We start from the raw sequence: 19,427 nt of genomic DNA, 5'->3' as shown, positions 1-19,427 counted from the left end.
GAGGCGTTGCGCTATTCCACCCGAAGTTCAACCACATGGGTTACCGGTGACTGCCGGTTCGTGCCATCGGCGAAATAGATGTGAATCGGCCCATCTTCTTTCAGCGCCATGCCTTCCGAAGAGAATCCGGCAATCCACGTTTTCCCGTCTTCCAACGAGGCGGTGATTTCTTCGCCTGAGGATGTGACGGCAACAATGGTTGTGGCGGATGATATAGGTTCAGCATTGTTAATAAATGGTTCTAGTTTCATGCCGTAGGAGCCTTCAATCAAGGCTTCTTTTTTCGTGCGAATCTGGTTGGTTTGCCATCGCCTCGGACCGATTTCTGCTCTCTCTTCTTCTACCGCTTCTTCTCCGGATTGCGTTTTCTGAAAAAAATTTCCCAGGTCTATTTTTCGATTGTCAAAGATCCATACAGTAGGATCGATCGTAATGCGATGCTTGACGTTTCCAGATATGGGGACAATAAAAGGATCCATTTCAGTAACTCCTCATTTGTTTTTTTATATCGTAACATATCTGAAAAAGAATAATAAACGTGTAACCAGGAGGCGTATGGCATTGCACGAGGAATTCAGGCAGTTTGAAATTGAGGTAGGACAAATTGTTGAGGAGATGCGCGTTTTTACCGAAGAAGGGAAGATTGCAACGTATATCCCGGAATTACGGCATGCAGACCCTGACGCATTAGCCTGCGCGTTATATACTAAAAATGGAACATGTGTCAGTTTCGGGGATAAAGACCGGAAGTTTACGTTGCAAAGCGTCTCAAAAGTGGTGGCGCTCGCGCTTGCGGTGATGGATAGCGGTGAAGAGCAAGTGTTTGACAAAGTCGGGATGGAACCGACGGGCGGCCCGTTTTATTCCATTACGCGATTGGAATTAACGAGCCGGTCAAAACCGCTAAATCCGATGATTAACGCGGGCGCGCTTACCGTAACGTCCATGATCGGCGGACGGACAGAAACGGAAAAAGTAGAGCGTTTGCTGCGGTTTATTCGTGAATTAACCGGAGACGACACAACGACTTATGACCGCGCAGTCGCCGCATCTGAATTGAAAACAGCCGATCATAACCGGGCGCTTGCCTATTTATTGAAAGGAGAAGGCGTCATCGACAGTGACATCGAGTCTTTGTTAGACGTGTACACGAAACAATGCGCCCTCAGCATGAGGTGTTGCGATCTTGCGCGGATCGGTTTTATTTTTGGACATGAAGGACGCTCGCCCGAGACGGGAGAACAAATTGTTCCGGTGCCTGTAGCAAGAATGGTGAAAACATTCATGGTTACATGTGGGATGTATAACGAATCCGGGGAACTTGCCATAAAAGCAGGAATACCGGCGAAAAGCGGTGTATCCGGTGCGATACTTGGAAGCGTTCCGAACGGGATGGGGATCGGGGTTTACAGTCCCGCTTTGAACGAAAAAGGCAATAGTCGGGCAGGGGTTGAGCTCTTGAAGCGATTATCCCGGCATTTCAGTTTGAGTATTTTTTGATAGGGACTTAACTTCAAAAGAGAAGAATGAGGCCTTAACTGAAGATCACAAGGGACGACGTCAGCAACCAGACTCCGGTCCAAAGCATAATCGGTGCCAATAACAAATATAAATTCAAATGAGTGTTTGAAAAGCTGTTCTTGCAATTTAGCGGCATAACCGATAAGATAGCCGTAGGAGTTTTACCCCGGTGATAAGCGTCCGTTATTCTAGAGGTCAGATTTCAGAGGCTAGAGGATGGTAAAAGCCTTTTAGAAAGCGAAGAATGATCTTTCGACTTTCGATTTTCGACTTCCGGAAAAAAATGGGTGGCTAACAACCCGATTCGTTCACCTTAACCATCAGAGAAATCAAAAAATCCCCTCTGATGGAAGTTTCACTTTATCTGGAGGGATGCATGTGCATATGGAGACCGTGACCGATAGCAGAGAACAGGCTTACGCTGTCCTGAAGGCAGATGCTGAAAAAATCAGGCAACTGATTGAAGTTCAAATGGACAATTTAACGATGCCGCAATGTCCGCTCTATGAAGAGGTGTTGGACACCCAAATGTTTGGACTTTCCCGTGAAATAGATTTCGCCATTCGCCTAAATTTGATCGATGAACGGGCCGGCAAACATATCATGGATGAGCTCGAAAGAAAGTTATCCGCATTACATGAGCGAACGGTAAACCAATAAGCCAATTCTGCAAGGTGGAATTGGTTTTTTTTATTACTCTAGGGGCTAGCTAAGCGCTGGAAGAAAAGGCTTTTTCCGATTGGTGTTTATCGATCCTGAGACGTTTCGCTATAATTTTTTGTAGATTCAAGTTGTAAGAAATGCTATTATAGTGAAAAACCTTTTTATGCAGGTAAGGCTTTCGCCATAAGCTTGGCGAAAACCAAGTTTTCTAAAAAGAAAAGTGGGGAATGGAGGAAGCGACGTGAGCGAACTGAAAAACATTCAGAAAGTGCTCGTTGCAAATCGTGGCGAGATTGCCATTCGAATTTTCAGAGCTTGTACGGAACTTCATATTCGTACAGTGGCCGTTTATTCCAAAGAAGACACGGGGGCATTCCACCGTTATAAGGCGGATGAAGCTTATTTGGTCGGAGAAGGAAAAAAACCGATTGAAGCTTATCTGGACATTGAAAATATTATTTCGATTGCGAAACGGACAGACGTAGACGCCATCCATCCGGGATACGGATTTCTGGCGGAAAACACGCATTTTGCGGAGCGCTGTGAAGAAGAAGGGATTATTTTTATCGGTCCGAAAAGTGAGCATTTACATATGTTCGGCGATAAAATACAAGCGCGCAAAACCGCGATTGAAGCAGGGCTTCCGGTCATACCGGGAAGCAACGGCGCCGTTTCCGGTGTCGAGGAAGTGGAGCATTTTGCCGCGGAACACGGATATCCTTTTATTATTAAGGCGAGCCTCGGCGGGGGCGGACGCGGAATGAGGATTGTCCGTAAAGCCGAAGAGGTTAGGGATTCATTTGATCGGGCACGCTCGGAAGCGCGATCCGCTTTTGGCAGTGATGAGGTTTATGTAGAGAAGCTGATTGAGAATCCGAAGCATATTGAGGTGCAAGTTCTTGGTGACCATGAAGGGAACACTTTGCATTTATATGAAAGGGATTGCTCGGTGCAAAGACGCCATCAAAAAGTGGTGGAAATCGCACCCAGCATCGCGCTCAGCGAACAGCTCCGGGATGATATTTGCCAGGCAGCCATTGACCTTGCCGATAACATCAATTATTTGAATGCAGGAACCGTTGAGTTTCTCGTCGGTGCTGACGGATCGTTTTACTTTATTGAAGTCAACCCCCGTATTCAAGTGGAACACACGATTACGGAAATGGTTACCGGTGTTGACATTGTACATGCCCAGTTATACATCGCCGACGGCTTTTCCATACACGGATCCGTCATCGGATTGCCCGCTCAATCGGAAATCCGTACGCATGGCTACGCGATCCAGTCGCGGGTGACAACCGAGGATCCGGAAAATGACTTCATGCCGGACACGGGCAAAATCATGGCATACCGCTCCAGCGGCGGTTTCGGTGTACGCCTGGATGCAGGGAATGGCTTTCAGGGCGCAGTCATCAGCCCCCATTATGATTCTTTGCTTGTGAAGGTTTCGACATGGGCGCTCTCTTTTAATGTAGCCGCAGCAAAAATGCTTCGAAACTTACGGGAGTTCCGCATCCGCGGCATTAAAACGAATATTGCCTTTTTGGAAAATGTCGTGCAGCATGAGCACTTTTTAAACGGGGAGTACAATACATCATTTATCGATGATACGCCTGAATTATTCGTGTTCCCGCGCCGAAAAGACCGGGGAACGAAAATGCTGACGTTTATCGGCGAAACGATTGTGAACGGTTATCCGGGGTTGGAGCAACAGAAAAAACCGATATTTTCCGCGCTTCGTAAGCCCGAGGTAGATGAAGATGCACCAATGCCGTCCGGGAGCAAGCAAGTGCTCGATGAGCGGGGTACCGACGGGCTTGTGAAATGGTTAAAAGACCAGGAACGCACGCTTTTGACGGACACGACGTTCCGAGATGCCCATCAATCGCTGCTCGCGACCCGTGTGCGCAGCCATGATTTGCTCAATATTGCCGAACCGACGGCGCGCATGTTGCCTGATTTATTTTCAACGGAGATGTGGGGCGGAGCGACATACGATGTGGCCATGCGCTTTTTGCACGAAGACCCGTGGGAACGTCTGCTCAATCTCAGAGAGAAGATGCCGAATGTATTGTTCCAGATGCTTCTTCGCGGGGCGAATGCGGTCGGCTATAAAAATTACCCCGACAATGTCATCGAGGAGTTTGTCAAAACGTCCGCCAGTGCAGGCATCGACGTCTTCCGTGTCTTTGATTCCCTCAATTGGCTACCGGGAATGACGAAAGCGATCGAAGCGGTTCGAAACTCCGGAAAACTCGCGGAAGCGGCGATCTGTTATACCGGTGATATTCTCGACCCCAACCGCGAGAAATACAATTTGAATTATTATAAAGAGCTTGCCAAAACGCTAGAAGCGGAAGGCGCCCATATTCTCGGCATCAAAGATATGGCCGGATTATTGAAACCCGAGGCTGCCTATCAATTGGTGAACGAGTTAAAAGAAACCATCGATTTGCCCGTGCATCTGCATATGCACGATACGAGCGGAAATGGCGTATTCACTTATGCAAGAGCAATTGATGCCGGCGTCGATGTCGTCGACACCGCGATTAGCGCGATGGCCGGCTCCACTTCGCAGCCGAGCATGGAAAGCCTGTACTACGCCTTGAAAGGCACAGGCAAGGAACCGGCTTTGAACGTGGAAGCCGCAAGTAAGTTAAGCGGTTATTGGGAAGATGTGCGCGCCTACTATCAAGGGTTTGAAAGTGGCTTGATCGCACCACACCCGGAAATCTATGAACACGAAATGCCCGGCGGACAATACAGCAACTTGCAGCAACAGGCAAAAGCCGTCGGCTTAAAAGGGCAATGGGATGATGTGAAGGACATGTACGCGAGGGTAAACACGCTCTTCGGTGACATCGTGAAAGTCACTCCTTCTTCAAAAGTCGTCGGTGACATGGCACTATACATGGTGAAAAATGATTTGACGGAAGCGGATATTTTTGAACAAGGAAATTCCCTTGATTTTCCCGAATCGGTCGTGGAAATGTTTCAGGGCGAGATCGGACAGCCGCCCGGAGGTTTCCCGCCGGAACTCCAGCGCATCATTTTAAAAAATCGAGAAGCGTATACCGACCGACCTGGTAAACACATGGAGCCTGTCGATTTTGAAGACCTGAAAACAAAGCTATTCACGGAGCTCGATCGGCAAGTGACATCTCACGACCTAATGAATCACACGATGTACCCGAAAGTTTACGAGGAGTATGAACAGTTTCGAAATTATTTCGGGGATGTTTCCGTTCTCGATACGCCGACATTTTTCTATGGACTTCGACTTGGAGAGGAAATCGAAGTGGAAATCGAGCCGGGAAAAACGTTGATTGTGAAGCTGATTTCCATTTCCAAACCATCGGATGCCGGCGATCGCATCGTCTATTTTGAACTCAACGGCCAGCCTCGGGAAGTAATCATTAAAGACCGAAGCATCCAAAGCACCGTGGCCGAAAAAGTAAAAGCAGACAAGAAAAATCCGAATCATATTGCCGGAACGATGCCGGGAACCGTGTTGAAAGTGCTCGTCAAAGAAGGAGAAGAGGTTAAAAAGGGCGATCATCTGATCATTACCGAAGCGATGAAAATGGAAACGACTGTACAAGCCCCTAGAGACGGCAAAATTGAAGCGATTCACGTGGGAAATGGAGAAGCGATCGATAGCGGAGACTTGTTGATCGAAATCGGGGATTAAAGGCTTTCACAATGGGGATTCTAAGGAGACGTGCTTTTTAGCAAACTTGGCTTTTCGCCGGAGCATTTATGGCGAAAAGCCTTAGTTGCCAAGGAAGGAGGCAAACCAATGGACATCCGTAAACTTGAAGAGGGGGAAAAACGAGAAGCGATAAAGCTCAGTTCCTTCGCGTTTCAACATGAACCTACGGAGGAAGAGACGAAGGAAATCATGAAACGGATGGTTCCGGACAACATCTGGGTTGCCGTGGAAGACGGTCAAATGCTCTCAAAAGTTATTATCCTCCCTACGCGATTGTGGGTATACGGCACATCCCTTCCGGCCGGCGGCATTTCCGGCGTTGCCACCTGGCCGGAAGGACGCCGCAGCGGCAATGTTCGCCAACTTCTCAAGGAGAGCTTGCGGGATATGAGAGCAAGAGGGCATGTATTGTCGCTCCTTGACCCATTCGCGGTCAGTTATTACCGCAAATTCGGGTGGGAATTATACTGCGATCGAACGACCGCCATATTAAAAAAAGATGCATTTCCGACACCGAAAAAAAGCGGAAGCGGCCGGTATCGCCGCGTGAAAGATGAGCATTGGCATATTTTCAAAGATATCTATGACCAATATGCCAGCCGATATACGGGTATGATCGACCGGGATGAGAGCTGGTGGAAAAATATATTGCTGAGTGCCCGTTTTAAAAACAAGCGGCGAATCGTCTATCAAGATGATGAAGGAACGGATCGGGGCTACCTTTTTTATACGGTAAAAAATGATATTATGAACGTTTCCGAGTTCGTTGCTGTCGATCAAGAAGCAGAATCAGCGTTGTGGCGATTGATTGCCAATCATGACTCTATGGTGGAAGAGATGCGGATCACCATGCCGAACGACTTGCATTGGCGCTTCTTCATGGACAACCCGGATGCTAAAGAAGAAAGATCGATCCATTTTATGGGACGCATCGTCGAAATGGAAGGCTTTCTTACCCAATTTCCTTTTCAACTTGAAGAAGGGGAACAATTGTCGATTTCCGTAACCGACGCCTTCGCGGAGTGGAATGACGGTTTGTATCAAGTTGAAAAAAAGAACGGGCAAAACGTTGTTCATAAAAATCCCGCTTCAACCGGGCTCGTATTGGAAACCGATATTAAAGGTATCATTCCGTTTTTGTTTCGTTATGTTGACGGAGAAACATTGCATGAACGGGGAATAATCAAAGGCTCCAAAGCCGCGGTTACGCTTTGGGAGAAGGCGATTCCGCACGGAAAGCCGTTCCTCTATGATGCTTTCTAGAAAAAAAGTTGGCCGGACATTGTCCGGCCAACTTTTACGCTTAAAACGCCCGATTTCTTGTTACGATCATCGCCATATAACAGAGCAAGGTGAACACGAATGTAATCACGAGCGTGTGGGTGAGGGCGGTAGCTAAATACGCGTCGGGGAAGTACACGATTGCTATGCCGGCGGCTGCTTGTACAAGAATGAGCGCAAAAGCAATCAAGCCGCTGCCCGCGAGTATTTTGCTTTCATAGCGATAGCGAAACGCTTGTATAAACAAGATGAAAAGCAACACAACGAGGACGATTGCTGCGATCCGGTGCGTCATTTGCGCACCTGCTTGAAAGCCAAACGTTGCCACATCCCCGCAATGGGGGAATTGCTCGCATGCGTATGTGGAACCGGTATGTTTGACGTACGCTCCGCTATAGATGACCGCATAACTATAGGCTAATACAAAAAACAGGTATCTGCGAAAGCCTTTTTTGACACGTGGAGCGGGTCTTCGTTTGCCATCTTCGAACGCGAGTGTTGTGAGCAGAATCACCGTAGCGAATGAAATCGCCGATATGCCGAAATGCAGCGCGAGCACAATATTTGAATGACCGAAAACAACGGCCGCCGCACCCATGAGTCCTTGAAATATAATGAACAGAACAGCCATCAACGCCCAAAATTTTGTTTCTCGTATATGCGGGAGCTTTTTTACCGCCCAAATTGCCAAGATGACGACCATTAGGCCGACAAGTCCTGAAACGAGGCGGTGGCCATATTCAATGAGTGTGGCGAGCGCGGGGGAAGAAGGAACAAATTCTCCGAAACAAAGCGGCCACGTTTCCCCGCAACCATCCCCGGATTCTGTTTTCGTCACGATGGACCCTTGCAATAAGACAATCAGCATTCCGATCGACGTTAAAATGCCGAAAATCTTTAACCCTTTATTCAAAACATCACCTTCTCTAAAATGACCTGGTTTTTAAACCCGGAGTGATTGACAAAAAAATGTTCTCTGTATAAGCTATATTCGGTGTATTCCACTCATCTATCTCCAATTCATAACATAAAAGCAACCCTTATTGAAAATAGTAAGAAGTAGTGGAGCAGAAGTCAATTTTTTAGCGGTGAAGATTTCATGTCGATTTCGTTTGGAAGATGTGAAAAAAATGTGTAGTTTAATGAAACAAGACCTATTTTCAGCTATAATGACAATAGTGGACAAAACCCTTCCGAAGTTGGCGAAAAGTATAGTATGATGGGAGAAGGGATGCCAAGTGAATCTCGTCACGGATAAAACGTGGCAGGCGGAATGCGAAAAAGGGGGTGAAGAGGATGAAATCAAACACGGTTATGAAAGCAGCCGAAGCGGTTGAAAAAAAAGAAAGCGCCCCTGAGAAGACGGTAGACAAACCGTGGAGGGAGTATATTGAGCTGGCAAAACCCGGCATTGTTATGTCGAATTTACTGACGGCTTTCGTCGGATTTTTCGTTGCAGCACAGTATACCGCAGGGTATTCCTTGGGAAGCAACATACACATTCTTTTGTTTACGATGTTCGGGATAGCCCTCGTGCTTGCCGGAGGAACGACGCTAAATAATTATATTGACAAAGATATTGATCCGATGATGGACAGTAAAAAAGAGCGTCCGTCTGTGACGGGAACGATCGAACCGAGAAAAGTTCTATACGCCGGTTTAATCCAGTCCTCGATAGGCATTGGCGTTTTGTTGACGATTGAACCAGTTGCGGCTGTTATTGCGGCAATTGGGCTGTTCGTTTATGTGGTTGTTTATTCCCTGTGGCTAAAACGAACCCATTCATTAAATACGATCGTCGGCAGTATTGCGGGAGCCACGCCCCCGTTAATCGGTTGGGCAGCCGTTGATCCCGGCTTACATATGTATGCCTGGTTAATGTTTGCGGTGATGTTTATTTGGCAACCACCTCATTTTTTGGCATTGGCAATGATGAGGGTAGAAGAGTATCGCAAAGCCGGTGTGCCGATGCTACCGGTCGTTGCGGGCTTTACAATGACCAAAAGACAAATTCTTGTCTATATCGCTGCCTTGCTTCCTATTTCGTTATTGCTCTATCCATTTGGAATGATTTATACAATTGTGGCGGCAGCCCTTGGCATCGGCTGGTTAATATTGAGCTTGAAGGGAATTCGCACAAAGGATGACACGGCGTGGGCACGTTCTATGTTTATGTACTCTCTTATCTATTTGACCGTGATATTTGTCGTAATGGTTGTCGTTCACTTGTGAACACAACAGACAGACACCCGGACGTTCAGGGTGGGCTCCTTTACGGGAGTTACATAGAAAACGTGCTGAAAACGTAATGCGTGAAAATCGAAGAACATCATAGAAAGAGGGGTTGGAAAGCACATGAATGCAAAGAAGAGGTTTCTGCGGGTTGTGCCGCTTATGGCCTTTATGCTATTGCTCGCAGGGTGCGGCGAACAAGGATTGACAGCGTTGGATCCGATGGGCCCCCAATCGCAATGGATTTTTGACAATATGCTTTTGAGTCTGTATGTTATGGCGCTCGTCACCGTTGTTGTCTTTGTTATTTTCTTTATCGTCGTTATGAAGTTTCGGCAAAAAGATGGAGATAATGATTATCCGGAACAAACCCACGGCAACACAAAGCTAGAAGTGGCCTGGACCGTCATTCCCATTTTCTTGTTGGCAATTCTCGCGGTTCCGACAATTACGGGACAATTTTACTTAAGCGTTGACGCCGAAGACATTGCCGAAGAAGAAGAGGAGACCGAAGGGGCTGGTGACGTTGATGAAGAAGTCGATGAAGAAGATCTTCAAGATGACGCGTATGTCATCGAAGTTACCGGCCATCAATTTTGGTGGGAATTTGATTATCCTGAAGGATTTACGACCGGTAACGATGTTTACATTCCGGCAGAAGAAGAAGTTGTCTTTCAACTGGAAGCAGAAGATGTTATGCACTCATTCTGGGTGCCGGCCCTGGGAGGCAAGGTAGACAATATCCCGGGGGTGACGAACCATGTGTGGTTAGAGGCAGATGACCCCGGTGTTTACATGGGAAAATGTGCCGAGTTGTGCGGTCCTTCCCACGCACTCATGGACTTTAAATTGATTGCGCTTGAAGAGGACGATTATGCTTCCTGGAATGAAGAAATGCAGCAAGAAGAAGAAGAACCGGAGGAAACGTTGGCCCAAGAAGGCCGTGAGCAATTTGAAGACCAAGGGTGCATTGCCTGCCATGCTGTTGATGGCGAAGGTTCCGCACAAGGACCGACGTTAACGAACTTCGGTGACCGCACGACGATTGCCGGTTTCCTCGAAAACAACGAGGAAAACCTGCGAGACTGGATCCGGGACCCCGGCGCCTTGAAACAAGGAGTAAATATGCCGGCATCACCGGGAATGGAAGATGATGAACTCGATGCGATCATCGCTTACCTCGATTCGTTAGAGCGACTAGATGATGAAACAAAAGAAGACATTGACCTTTAAAGCATCGATCGATATAAAGGAGGGAACAAAACGTGGTAAGTGAGGCTACAAACACGCGCAAAAAAAGCGTGCTTTGGGATTGGTTAACGACGGTTGACCATAAAAAAATTGCCATCTTGTACTTGATTGCCGGCACACTCTTTTTCGTTAAAGCCGGTTTGATGGCCGTGTTATTCCGAATACAGCTCATAGCACCGGAAATGGAATTTATCAGTGGTCAAACCTTTAATGAATTGGTGACCATGCACGGAACCATCATGTTGTTTCTGGCTGCAACGCCATTGATCTTTGCATTTGCCAACTTTGCCATACCGTTGCAAATCGGTGCTCGTGATGTGGCATTTCCGTTTGTGAACGCGCTCGGTTTCTGGTTGTTTTTATCCGGGGGAATCCTGCTCAGCATCAGTTGGTTTTTCGGCGGAGCCCCGGATGCCGGGTGGACATCTTACGTGCCGCTTGCCAGTCGTGAATTTGGGGGCTTAGGCATAGACTTTTATGTGCTCGGTTTGCAGATATCTGGCTTCGGAACACTTATTTCCGGGATTAACTTTATCGTCACGATCATTAACATGCGTGCCCCGGGAATGACGATGATGCGGCTTCCGCTATTTTGCTGGACGATGCTCGTTACGTCCATGTTGATTGTTTTTGCGTTTACGCCGCTTGCTGCCGGACTCGCGCTATTGATGTTGGACCGTATCTTTGATGCCCAGTTTTTTATTCCGGGTGAAGGCGGGAACGTTGTTCTTTGGCAACATATCTTTTGGATTTTCGGACATCCGGAAGTGTATATCCTTGTCATGCCTGCCTTTGGAATAATATCTGAAGTCGTCCCTGCGTTTTCCAAAAAACGTCTGTTTGGATACACATCGATGGTGTTTGCCGTTTTGATCATCGGCTTTCTATCCTTTATGGTTTGGTTGCACCATATGTTCACGGTAGGTGTCGGGCCGATTGCAAACTCGGTGTTTGCGATTGCAACGATGACGATCGCCGTACCGACGGGGATTAAAATCTTTAACTGGCTGTTTACGATGTGGGGAGGAAAAATCAAGTTTACGACGGCCATGCATTTTGGAGCCTCGTTTGTCCCGACCTTCGTTCTCGGCGGTGTGACTGGCGTCATGCTTGCGATGGCACCGGTGGATCATTTATATCACGATACGTATTTCGTCGTTGCCCACTTTCATTATATTATTGTCGGTGGTATCGTACTGGGCTTGCTTGCCGGACTTTTCTACTGGTATCCGAAAATGTTTGGGCATAAGCTGAATGAAACGTTAGGGATCATCTTTTTTTGGATCTTTTACATTGGATTCCATCTTACGTTCTTCGTTCAACATATTCTCGGGCTTATTGGCATGCCGCGACGGGTTTATACGTATCTGGAAGGCCAAGGGATGGACACGATGAACTTCATCTCAAGTGTCGGTGCATTTTTAATGAGTGTTGCGATCATTATCCTGGTGATCAATATCATCTACTCGGCGCTTAAAGCAGAACGCATCACAGAAAAAGATCCATGGGATGCGCGTACGTTGGAATGGGCCACCTCTACACCCGTAGCGGAGTACAACTTTGCCCAAACGCCGCAAGTACGCTCGCTCGATCCGGTGTTTTATGAAAAGATACATGGAAACGGAGAAATGAAGCCGGCAGAACCATTGGATGAAATTCATATGCCGAATGGGTCGATCCTCCCGTTCATCATGGGTGTAGGCATGTTCATCGCAGGTTTCGGATTTATCAGCTTCCATATGGATCTGTTCATTTCCCCATATGTTATAATCGCGATTGGCGGGATCACTTTCTTCGGTGCAATGGCGGCACGTTCCTTACAAAATGATCACGGTTATCACATTGACAAAGAAACCGTGGAATCAATGGAAAAGGAGTTGAGCTAGCCCATGGCAGATTCAGTTGATGTAAATAAAGGGCTTCCCGCCAATCCGGAAAAAGCGACACTCGACGGCAAAAACAAGTTTCTTGGCATGTTTGTGTTTCTTGCCGGTGAAACGACAATGTTTGCAACGTTTTTTGGTACGTACCTTGGGCTGAGAAGCGGTACCGGAAGTGGTCCGGAAGCCGCGGACCTCTTCCAGCTTCCCCTTGTGTTTATTATGACGATGCTTCTTTTGACAAGCTCATTGACCAGTGTTTTAGCAACGTTTGCGATGAAAAAGAACCAGTTTGCCAAGCTGAAATTGTGGATGTGGATAACATTTTTGCTCGGGGCAACATTTCTCGGTTTAGAGATCTACGAGTTCGTGGAATATTATGAGCATGGACTAGGTTATACGACGAGTGCGTTTGCTTCCTCATTTTATACACTCGTAGGTTTACACGGGGCACACGTATTGTTCGGGCTTGCTTGGATCCTGCTTTTGCTCCTTCGCAACCGAAAAGCAGGTATCACGTTAACCAACGCGCCGAAATTTTACGCGTTCAGTCTCTATTGGCACTTCATTGACCTTGTTTGGGTGTTTATTTTCACTGTTGTATACCTCATGGGGATTGGAGGGTAATAATAAATGGCTGAAAACTTGGATCAACCCTTTAAAGAGAGTGCAATGAATAATGAGGAAAAACGGAAAATCAACCGTGAACAACGTACGCAGGTCATCGCGTTTGCCTTTATGATCGGAATCACCATCCTGGCTTTCTTGGCCGTCGGTGCTGAAGGTGTGCCTGGTACATTTACAACGCCGTTTATCCTTTTGCTTGCGTTTGTTCAATTGCTTTTACAGTTATACTACTTCATGCATCTGAAAGATAAGGACCACGGCTGGCCGAATTCTTTTATGATTTCCGGCCTTGTCCTGGCAGCGCCGATGATCGTTGCCTTAATCATGCTTCTTGGCGTCGTGAAGTACTAAACAGCACAGACAGACGAATCGGGCTAACCATACGACGGTTAGCCCGATTTTGTTTGAATTGCCCGGAAAAAAAAAACGAACGAATGTCAGAAGATCGTCAACAGGCAAGTTTGGTGCTTGCATCCATCTTTAGTATAATGAATGGGCAAGGAGGCTGACCGATGGATCAATCAACACAATCGCAAGAAAAAGGAAAAAACTATATTCCTCTCGTTGTCACGTTGACGATTGTCATCAACGGGTTAATTGCCGTTGTCTTTTTAATGGATGGGGCTACTTCATCCGCGCCTTTTGATGTGACGTTGCTGCCGATGTTAAACGCCATTTACAATAGTTTTACGACGGTTTTTTTATTGGCTGCCCTTTACGCGATCTTGAAAAAAAATGTGAAGGCACACCGTCGCTTTATCTATGCGGCGCTAACGACGACGACCCTTTTCCTTGTCACGTATCTCACCCACCATGCGTTGGCAGAGTCGACAAGTTATGGCGGTGAAGGGATCATGGCAGGCATTTATTACTTTATTCTTTTCACGCACATTCCGTTGGCTGCTGTCATCGTTCCCCTCGCTTTGCTTTCGGTGCTTTGGGGATATACGAATCAGTTGAGAAAGCATCGCAAAATTGTCCGTTGGACGATGCCGTTGTGGCTGTATGTTAGCATCACCGGCGTTCTCATTTATATATTGATCTCTCCTTACTATGCATAGAAAAAATGATGGCCTCTTGGGCCATCATTAATCATTTAATTCTTCATCAACAGTTGCTAGTTTTTGTTTGCTTTTATTGACGATTTTGCCGGGAAAATTTTCATCTTCTCCATATTCAACCCCGTGCGGGTAGTAATGGCGTCCCAACAGGGGCGTCATGATTTTCACAGTTGTTTCATCATGGGGAATATCCCCGTCAATGGCATAAGCAGGCACACGCAGATAAAAGGTTCCCGGATCGCTTTCATCCGGCATTTGTAAATCAAAAGTCACACGTTCGTAATCCCAATGTTCCCCAATAACAAACCCATGATTTTGCATGATCCCTAATAACCGTCCGAATCCTATTTCTTTATCCGGAAAATGATAATCAGTTAGCTTCAACGTTTTGCCTCCTCAGTAACTTTATCTCCTACTCATCTTATTATGAAATCAACAAATATGCAATGCGCAAGTTTGGGCGAACGTACACCGATAACCATGCGTATAGTGATGAGTAAAGGTCCATCCCTATTTGGCAGGTAAGAAAGTATAGATCAACTTGGCTCTTCACCAAAATCTATGGCTGACAAACTAGGGGCAATTATGATTGGTAGTGACCGCTACGGAAAAACACTATGCTTTCCGTGAGCCCTGCGCTTTCCCACAGGAGTCTACGTGTTTTTCCTTCGCTCGCTAGTGGTGTTACCATATTTAATCATATCAACCATTGATTTTAGTGTTGACCCATCAACTTTTCTACCTGTATAAATGCAACGAAGGCTTTCGCCATAAAAGCTTGGCGATGAGCCAAGTGGGAACGTTAAGGAGGAGATGCCGGTGGAAAACGATGGGCAGCTGGATCCTTCATTGCGTGATTTCAAGGCTTTTGTGAAACAACATCCGAAACTCGTCCAAGAGGTTCGTTCCGGGAAAGCAACTTGGAATGGATTATATCAGGATTGGGTCATTTTAGGGGATGATGAACAACATTGGAGCACATACGCGGGAAATCCGAGTGAAGCTGATTCTTCGGATACGAATTCAACTGAAATGATGCCATCCATTCAAGGCTTGTTTCAATCAAATCAAACCGTGGGCACTCTCTTGAAGACGTTGGGACAAATGAATGTGAATGATTTGCAAAAACATTTATCCCAATTTAACGGAGTGATGGGTAACGTTCAAGAGCTATTGAGTCAATTTCAGTCTAATCCCAATCAATCGCGCAATGATCGTCAAGAGAATCCGTTTTCATTTAGAGGTTTTTAAATAAGTAGGTGGGCGATGAATCATCGTCTCGCCCATTGGATTGTTTTTGGTAGGTAAGAAAGTATAAATCAACTTTCTTACCTACATACGTTGGGCGAAGGCTTTTGACATTAAAACTTGGCGAAAAGCCAAATCTTCTAATACATGGAAGGGATTGATGCCATTATGCGCGCTGATTTAATGCAGTATTTTTCAGAAAAACCGGATCTGAAGAGGTATTTACGTGCAGAGCCTTATTGGTATCGGGTATTGGCCAGACGCCCTGAACGTTTGGAAGAAATGGAAAAAGAAGCACGTTTTTTTAACGGCCGTACTTGGCCGCAGCGTGTGTCTCGAATGAACCAGGGCTTAGGGATGACGATTCAGTTACTCAACCTGTTAAAACGATAATCGGATAATCAGCGCCTCCTTTTTGCATACTAAGCGAAAGGAGGTTTTTTGCGTTGGGTAAGGCAATAATAGGAATCGCGATGATTTTGATGGTGGCAAATGGAATGGTGCAGCCGGCTCTTGCCGGACATGAATTGGAAATTGAACCGGTGCCGGCGATGCAAGTAGAACAACAAGACACTGAAAACACCTTTGATGTGAAGCATGTCGTAAACGACGGAAACGTGTATGTGGAGAGTTACATTCCGGACTTTAGCTTTTATGCGAATCAACACCAATATAAAGATACACAGGGATATTTAAAACTAAGGATAAACGACGATTATGAAAAGGACATCCATCAGGCTGCGTTTATCATTAAAGGGCTTGATCCCGGCGACCATGCCATTGAATTGGAGGCATACGATGAAAGTGACCGTGCGCTCGGATTAAAAGAAACGTTCTCAATCACGATTCCAAGTTAAACAAATCCAGTACAATCATGTTACAATGGCAATGCGGAGGTGTTAACGTTGCAAACTGTAGTGTCAACCCCAATTGAGCTTTTGGATGCATCCGATGATTTATCAGGGATGATCCGTTCTTCTGATATATACCAAACTTATTTTGAAGCGCGCCGAGGCATGCTGGAAGATGAAGAAGCGAAAAAGTTGATCGAAGACTTCAATCATCAGAAAGTTAAATTTGACGAAGTACAGCGCTTTGGCAAATATCATCCGGATTATAGCGAGGTAACAAAGGCCTTGCGCATCGCAAAGCGGGAAATGGACCTCCATGAGAGCGTGAGTGCATATAAAAAAGCAGAACGTGACTTGGAGAAGTTACTGACGGAAATCAGCGAGGTATTGGCTACATCCGTTTCCCCGAATATCAAAGTCCCTTCTGGAAATCCATATTTTGACAACTCTTCTTGCAGCGGTGGCTGTGGAAGTGGGGGAGGTTGCAGTTGCTAACCTTCAACCATGAAAAACCCGCTTACGATCGTGTAGGCGGGTTTTTTCGTTCATTGTTGAAAATAACGGTTGACCAATGCGAGAATCGAACTTCTTGTTAAAATTCCGACAAAAGATGTCTTTTCGTCTTCGATACAGATAAAAGGGTGGTTAATGGAAGTTGTCAACGCTTTTGCAAAGGTAGCGTCCGTTTTTAAGCGCGGGATTTTGTTCTTCATGACCGTTTCGACGGTAATATCGTGAAGCCGTTCGATTTCCAATCGTTCAAGGCCGAGGATAGAGTCGAGAATTTCGTTTTTGCTGATTTGCCCTCGCACCCGGAAGTCGTTGTCGAGGACCGGAATGGCCGTGTAACCGGATTTAATTAAAATTAAGAGAGCATGATCAAGCGGGTTTTGAAGCTGCACATGGGCTACTTTTTCGTGGGAAATAATCAAATCACTGATTTCTTTGCTCATTAATTGGCTCTGTTTTAAACTATCGATCGTCATTTTCTCCCAGCCCCCATAAAATGAACCTTCCTCGAAATGGGAAGATTGATCACAGCGCTGATGACCACATACGAGCAGATCGCCATCATAGGCTGTCTCGCTCTTTTTTGAATTGAAATTCCCATACTTTTTCATTATTATCATAGAATTGAATGGTGTTTTTGTCAAGCGAACGACTTTAATTACCCCCTGGACCGCGCACGTAAATCCACGTATAATAATAACGTATAGCCCCACCAATTGAGGTGATCGGATTAGAAAGGAAACGGTACAGTTTCAAACGGAAAGACGATTACACATTTGAAAGGAAATAGTATGAATAAGAAAGACCGGAAGCTCATCACCGGACTGCTACTTACATTCGTCGCATTGCTCGTCGGCGGATTTCTGATTCCTGTTGACGTCGGGGCACCGTCGGATACAAGAACAATTCTTGACCATTCCACGCAAGAGTATGTCTCTCCGTTTTGTATCGATGAGGCAGAAGTAACAAATTATTTGCAAGAAACCAATTATGGGCACGCACTTTCCCTCGATTATGAGCCGGAGTCGGGTTGTTCGGTTGACTATTATCAGGAAACCGACGTCCCATTATTTATGGCGATGCTACAAACGATTGGAATCGTCGATAAGAAGTGGTCGGAAGAGGATATGTTGGAAAATGCGTGAACCGACATTTATTAGCAATTATTTTTTAGTATCAAAATAAGGGAGCGTTTTAACAGTTTATGAAAGTCTCCAAGTTTGGTGGTACGTCAGTAGCAAGCGGAAATCAAATTGAAAAATTGAAAAACATTATCGCAACTGATCCTTCCCGTAGAATTGTGATCGTTTCCGCACCGGGAAAACGAAGCGACAGAGATGTAAAAGTAACGGATATGTTGATCGAATTGGGAGAGAAACGACTGAAAGGCGAGCCGGTCGAAGACGTCCTGGAACAAGTCGTCGATCGTTATCGCGTGATTGCGCAAGAGCTTGAGATTGAAAAAGCGGTCATGGAAAAAATTCAAGCTGATGTGCAGGCACGCGCTGCTTTTAGCACGGAAGACGAAGGTATTTTTATGGACCAGATAAAAGCGGCTGGCGAAGATAACAATGCGAAACTTATCGCCGCGTATTTTAATCATATCGGAATGGCAGCCAGTTACATGAACCCTCGTGAGGCAGGTCTGCTCGTTAGCGGGGAAGCAGGAAATGCCCAAGTATTGGACGACGCTTACGAGTCGCTTGCGAGATTAAAAGATAGGGACGAAATCCTTGTCTTCCCGGGTTTTTTTGGCTATAAAGAAAACGGGCAGCTGGTCACATTCCCTCGTGGCGGGTCGGACATCACCGGTGCGATTGTGGCAGCCGGCGTGAACGCAGAACTGTACGAAAACTTTACGGACGTTGATTCGGTTTGCGTCGCAAATCCAAAAGTGATTGATCGCCCGGCAGAAATTCATCATATGACATACCGGGAGATGCGGGAACTTTCCTATTCTGGATTTGCGGTGTTTCATGATGTGGCCTTGGTTCCTGCCTTTAGGCACAACATCCCTGTCAATGTCAAGAATACAAATAACCCGGAAGGGAAAGGGACGTTAATTACAGCAGAAAAATCAGAGACCCACGACAAGTATCCGATCACCGGCATTGCCGCGGATAAAGGATTTAGCATTATTTACGTTCGCAAGTATTTGATGAATCGGGAAGTAGGTTTCGGACGCCGATTGCTGGAAATGGTGGAAGATGAAGGCATTTCCTATGAACACTTGCCTTCAGGCATCGACGACACATCTGTCGTCTTGCGTACATCTGAGTTCTCCTTGGACAGTGAGAATCGGCTGCTCACACGCATCCAGACAGAAATGGATGTGGATGATGCGTATATTGAACACGGCTTTACCATGCTTATGCTCGTCGGTGAAGGAATGAAAGAAACAGTCGGAATCGCGGCCAGGGGATCAAAGGCGCTTGCGGAAGCCGGCATTAACATCGAAATGATCAACCAGGGTCCTTCCGAGGTATCCCTCGCATTTGCCGTGAAAGATCGCGTCGGAGATGAAGCGATCAAAGCGGTTTACGATGAGTTTTATGCAAAACTGCTGAGTGAGTGAAAAAAAGCGGCGGGC

The 19,427-nt window shown here is 46.3% G+C and carries 20 protein-coding genes; 16 read left to right on the top strand and 4 right to left on the bottom strand.

Annotated features, from left to right (window positions below):
• Window positions 1-11: 11 nt before the first annotated feature.
• Window positions 12-479, bottom strand: a complete 468-nt coding sequence (locus tag HUG20_RS12575; protein ID WP_200085019.1) for a peptidyl-prolyl cis-trans isomerase — start codon at window positions 477-479, stop codon at window positions 12-14.
• A gap of 136 nt (window positions 480-615) precedes the next feature.
• Here HUG20_RS12575 and glsA point away from each other — a divergent pair, with 136 nt between their 5' ends.
• From glsA to HUG20_RS12555, 4 genes are all read left to right on the top strand, one after another.
• Entirely contained in the window at window positions 616-1,500 is an 885-nt protein-coding gene (glsA, locus tag HUG20_RS12570; protein ID WP_246476740.1) for a glutaminase A, read from the top strand.
• A 405-nt stretch (window positions 1,501-1,905) separates the two neighbouring features.
• Window positions 1,906-2,181: an Fpa/YlaN family protein gene (locus HUG20_RS12565; RefSeq protein WP_246476738.1), complete on the top strand. Its 276-nt coding sequence runs from the start codon at window positions 1,906-1,908 to the stop codon at window positions 2,179-2,181.
• 253 nt (window positions 2,182-2,434) lie between these two features.
• Complete coding sequence (gene pyc / locus HUG20_RS12560; RefSeq protein WP_200090500.1) at window positions 2,435-5,875, top strand: pyruvate carboxylase; 3,441 nt, start codon at window positions 2,435-2,437, stop codon at window positions 5,873-5,875.
• Window positions 5,876-5,983: 108 nt separating this feature from the next.
• A complete protein-coding gene (locus HUG20_RS12555) occupies window positions 5,984-7,159 on the top strand; it encodes a GNAT family N-acetyltransferase (protein ID WP_200085016.1) in 1,176 nt (391 codons plus the stop codon).
• 40 nt (window positions 7,160-7,199) lie between these two features.
• Here the strand turns inward: HUG20_RS12555 and HUG20_RS12550 are convergent, their stop codons facing one another.
• Window positions 7,200-8,090 carry a COX15/CtaA family protein gene (locus tag HUG20_RS12550; protein ID WP_200085015.1) on the bottom strand — a complete coding sequence of 297 codons (891 nt, stop codon included), beginning with the start codon at window positions 8,088-8,090 and terminating at the stop codon, window positions 7,200-7,202.
• A 383-nt stretch (window positions 8,091-8,473) separates the two neighbouring features.
• Between HUG20_RS12550 and cyoE the strand changes: the two genes are divergently transcribed.
• The 6 genes from cyoE to HUG20_RS12520 all read left to right on the top strand — a co-directional run bounded on the left by cyoE (window position 8,474) and on the right by HUG20_RS12520 (window position 14,228).
• Window positions 8,474-9,409 (top strand): heme o synthase, encoded by a 936-nt coding sequence (gene cyoE, locus HUG20_RS12545; protein ID WP_200085014.1) that lies wholly within the window; start codon window positions 8,474-8,476, stop codon window positions 9,407-9,409.
• Between the two features lie 123 nt (window positions 9,410-9,532).
• Window positions 9,533-10,642: a cytochrome c oxidase subunit II gene (coxB, locus tag HUG20_RS12540; protein WP_200085013.1), complete on the top strand. Its 1,110-nt coding sequence runs from the start codon at window positions 9,533-9,535 to the stop codon at window positions 10,640-10,642.
• Window positions 10,643-10,674: 32 nt separating this feature from the next.
• Window positions 10,675-12,546, top strand: a complete 1,872-nt coding sequence (gene ctaD / locus HUG20_RS12535; protein WP_200085012.1) for a cytochrome c oxidase subunit I — start codon at window positions 10,675-10,677, stop codon at window positions 12,544-12,546.
• 3 nt (window positions 12,547-12,549) lie between these two features.
• Entirely contained in the window at window positions 12,550-13,167 is a 618-nt protein-coding gene (locus HUG20_RS12530; RefSeq protein ID WP_200085011.1) for a cytochrome (ubi)quinol oxidase subunit III, read from the top strand.
• A 6-nt stretch (window positions 13,168-13,173) separates the two neighbouring features.
• A complete protein-coding gene (locus tag HUG20_RS12525; RefSeq protein ID WP_200085010.1) occupies window positions 13,174-13,518 on the top strand; it encodes a cytochrome C oxidase subunit IV family protein in 345 nt (114 codons plus the stop codon).
• 161 nt (window positions 13,519-13,679) lie between these two features.
• On the top strand, window positions 13,680-14,228 hold the full coding sequence (locus tag HUG20_RS12520) for a DUF420 domain-containing protein (protein ID WP_200085009.1): 549 nt from the start codon (window positions 13,680-13,682) through the stop codon (window positions 14,226-14,228).
• Between the two features lie 27 nt (window positions 14,229-14,255).
• Here HUG20_RS12520 and HUG20_RS12515 read toward each other — a convergent pair whose 3' ends face one another.
• Complete coding sequence (locus tag HUG20_RS12515) at window positions 14,256-14,612, bottom strand: YugN family protein (protein ID WP_200085008.1); 357 nt, start codon at window positions 14,610-14,612, stop codon at window positions 14,256-14,258.
• 435 nt (window positions 14,613-15,047) lie between these two features.
• Here HUG20_RS12515 and ylbD point away from each other — a divergent pair, with 435 nt between their 5' ends.
• The 4 genes from ylbD to HUG20_RS12495 all read left to right on the top strand — a co-directional run bounded on the left by ylbD (window position 15,048) and on the right by HUG20_RS12495 (window position 16,822).
• Window positions 15,048-15,479 carry a YlbD family protein gene (gene ylbD, locus HUG20_RS12510; RefSeq protein ID WP_200085007.1) on the top strand — a complete coding sequence of 144 codons (432 nt, stop codon included), beginning with the start codon at window positions 15,048-15,050 and terminating at the stop codon, window positions 15,477-15,479.
• 165 nt (window positions 15,480-15,644) lie between these two features.
• A complete protein-coding gene (locus HUG20_RS12505; protein WP_200085006.1) occupies window positions 15,645-15,869 on the top strand; it encodes a YlbE-like family protein in 225 nt (74 codons plus the stop codon).
• A gap of 53 nt (window positions 15,870-15,922) precedes the next feature.
• A complete protein-coding gene (locus tag HUG20_RS12500) occupies window positions 15,923-16,333 on the top strand; it encodes a hypothetical protein (protein ID WP_200085005.1) in 411 nt (136 codons plus the stop codon).
• A 39-nt stretch (window positions 16,334-16,372) separates the two neighbouring features.
• Window positions 16,373-16,822 carry a YlbF/YmcA family competence regulator gene (locus HUG20_RS12495; RefSeq protein WP_343073175.1) on the top strand — a complete coding sequence of 150 codons (450 nt, stop codon included), beginning with the start codon at window positions 16,373-16,375 and terminating at the stop codon, window positions 16,820-16,822.
• A gap of 50 nt (window positions 16,823-16,872) precedes the next feature.
• On the opposite strand, the gene cbpB is transcribed toward HUG20_RS12495, so the two are convergent.
• Window positions 16,873-17,313 carry a cyclic-di-AMP-binding protein CbpB gene (cbpB, locus tag HUG20_RS12490; protein ID WP_200085003.1) on the bottom strand — a complete coding sequence of 147 codons (441 nt, stop codon included), beginning with the start codon at window positions 17,311-17,313 and terminating at the stop codon, window positions 16,873-16,875.
• A 315-nt stretch (window positions 17,314-17,628) separates the two neighbouring features.
• Between cbpB and HUG20_RS12485 the strand changes: the two genes are divergently transcribed.
• A complete protein-coding gene (locus tag HUG20_RS12485; RefSeq protein WP_200085002.1) occupies window positions 17,629-17,982 on the top strand; it encodes a hypothetical protein in 354 nt (117 codons plus the stop codon).
• A 59-nt stretch (window positions 17,983-18,041) separates the two neighbouring features.
• On the top strand, window positions 18,042-19,412 hold the full coding sequence (locus HUG20_RS12480; RefSeq protein ID WP_200085001.1) for an aspartate kinase: 1,371 nt from the start codon (window positions 18,042-18,044) through the stop codon (window positions 19,410-19,412).
• Window positions 19,413-19,427: the final 15 nt, after the last annotated feature.

Source organism: Salicibibacter cibi (genome assembly GCF_016495865.1).
In the GTDB taxonomy this organism is placed as follows: Bacteria; Bacillota; Bacilli; order Bacillales; family Marinococcaceae; genus Salicibibacter; species Salicibibacter cibi.
Note: the sequence above shows the minus strand (reverse complement) of the source record. Positions and strands in the feature narration are given on the sequence as shown.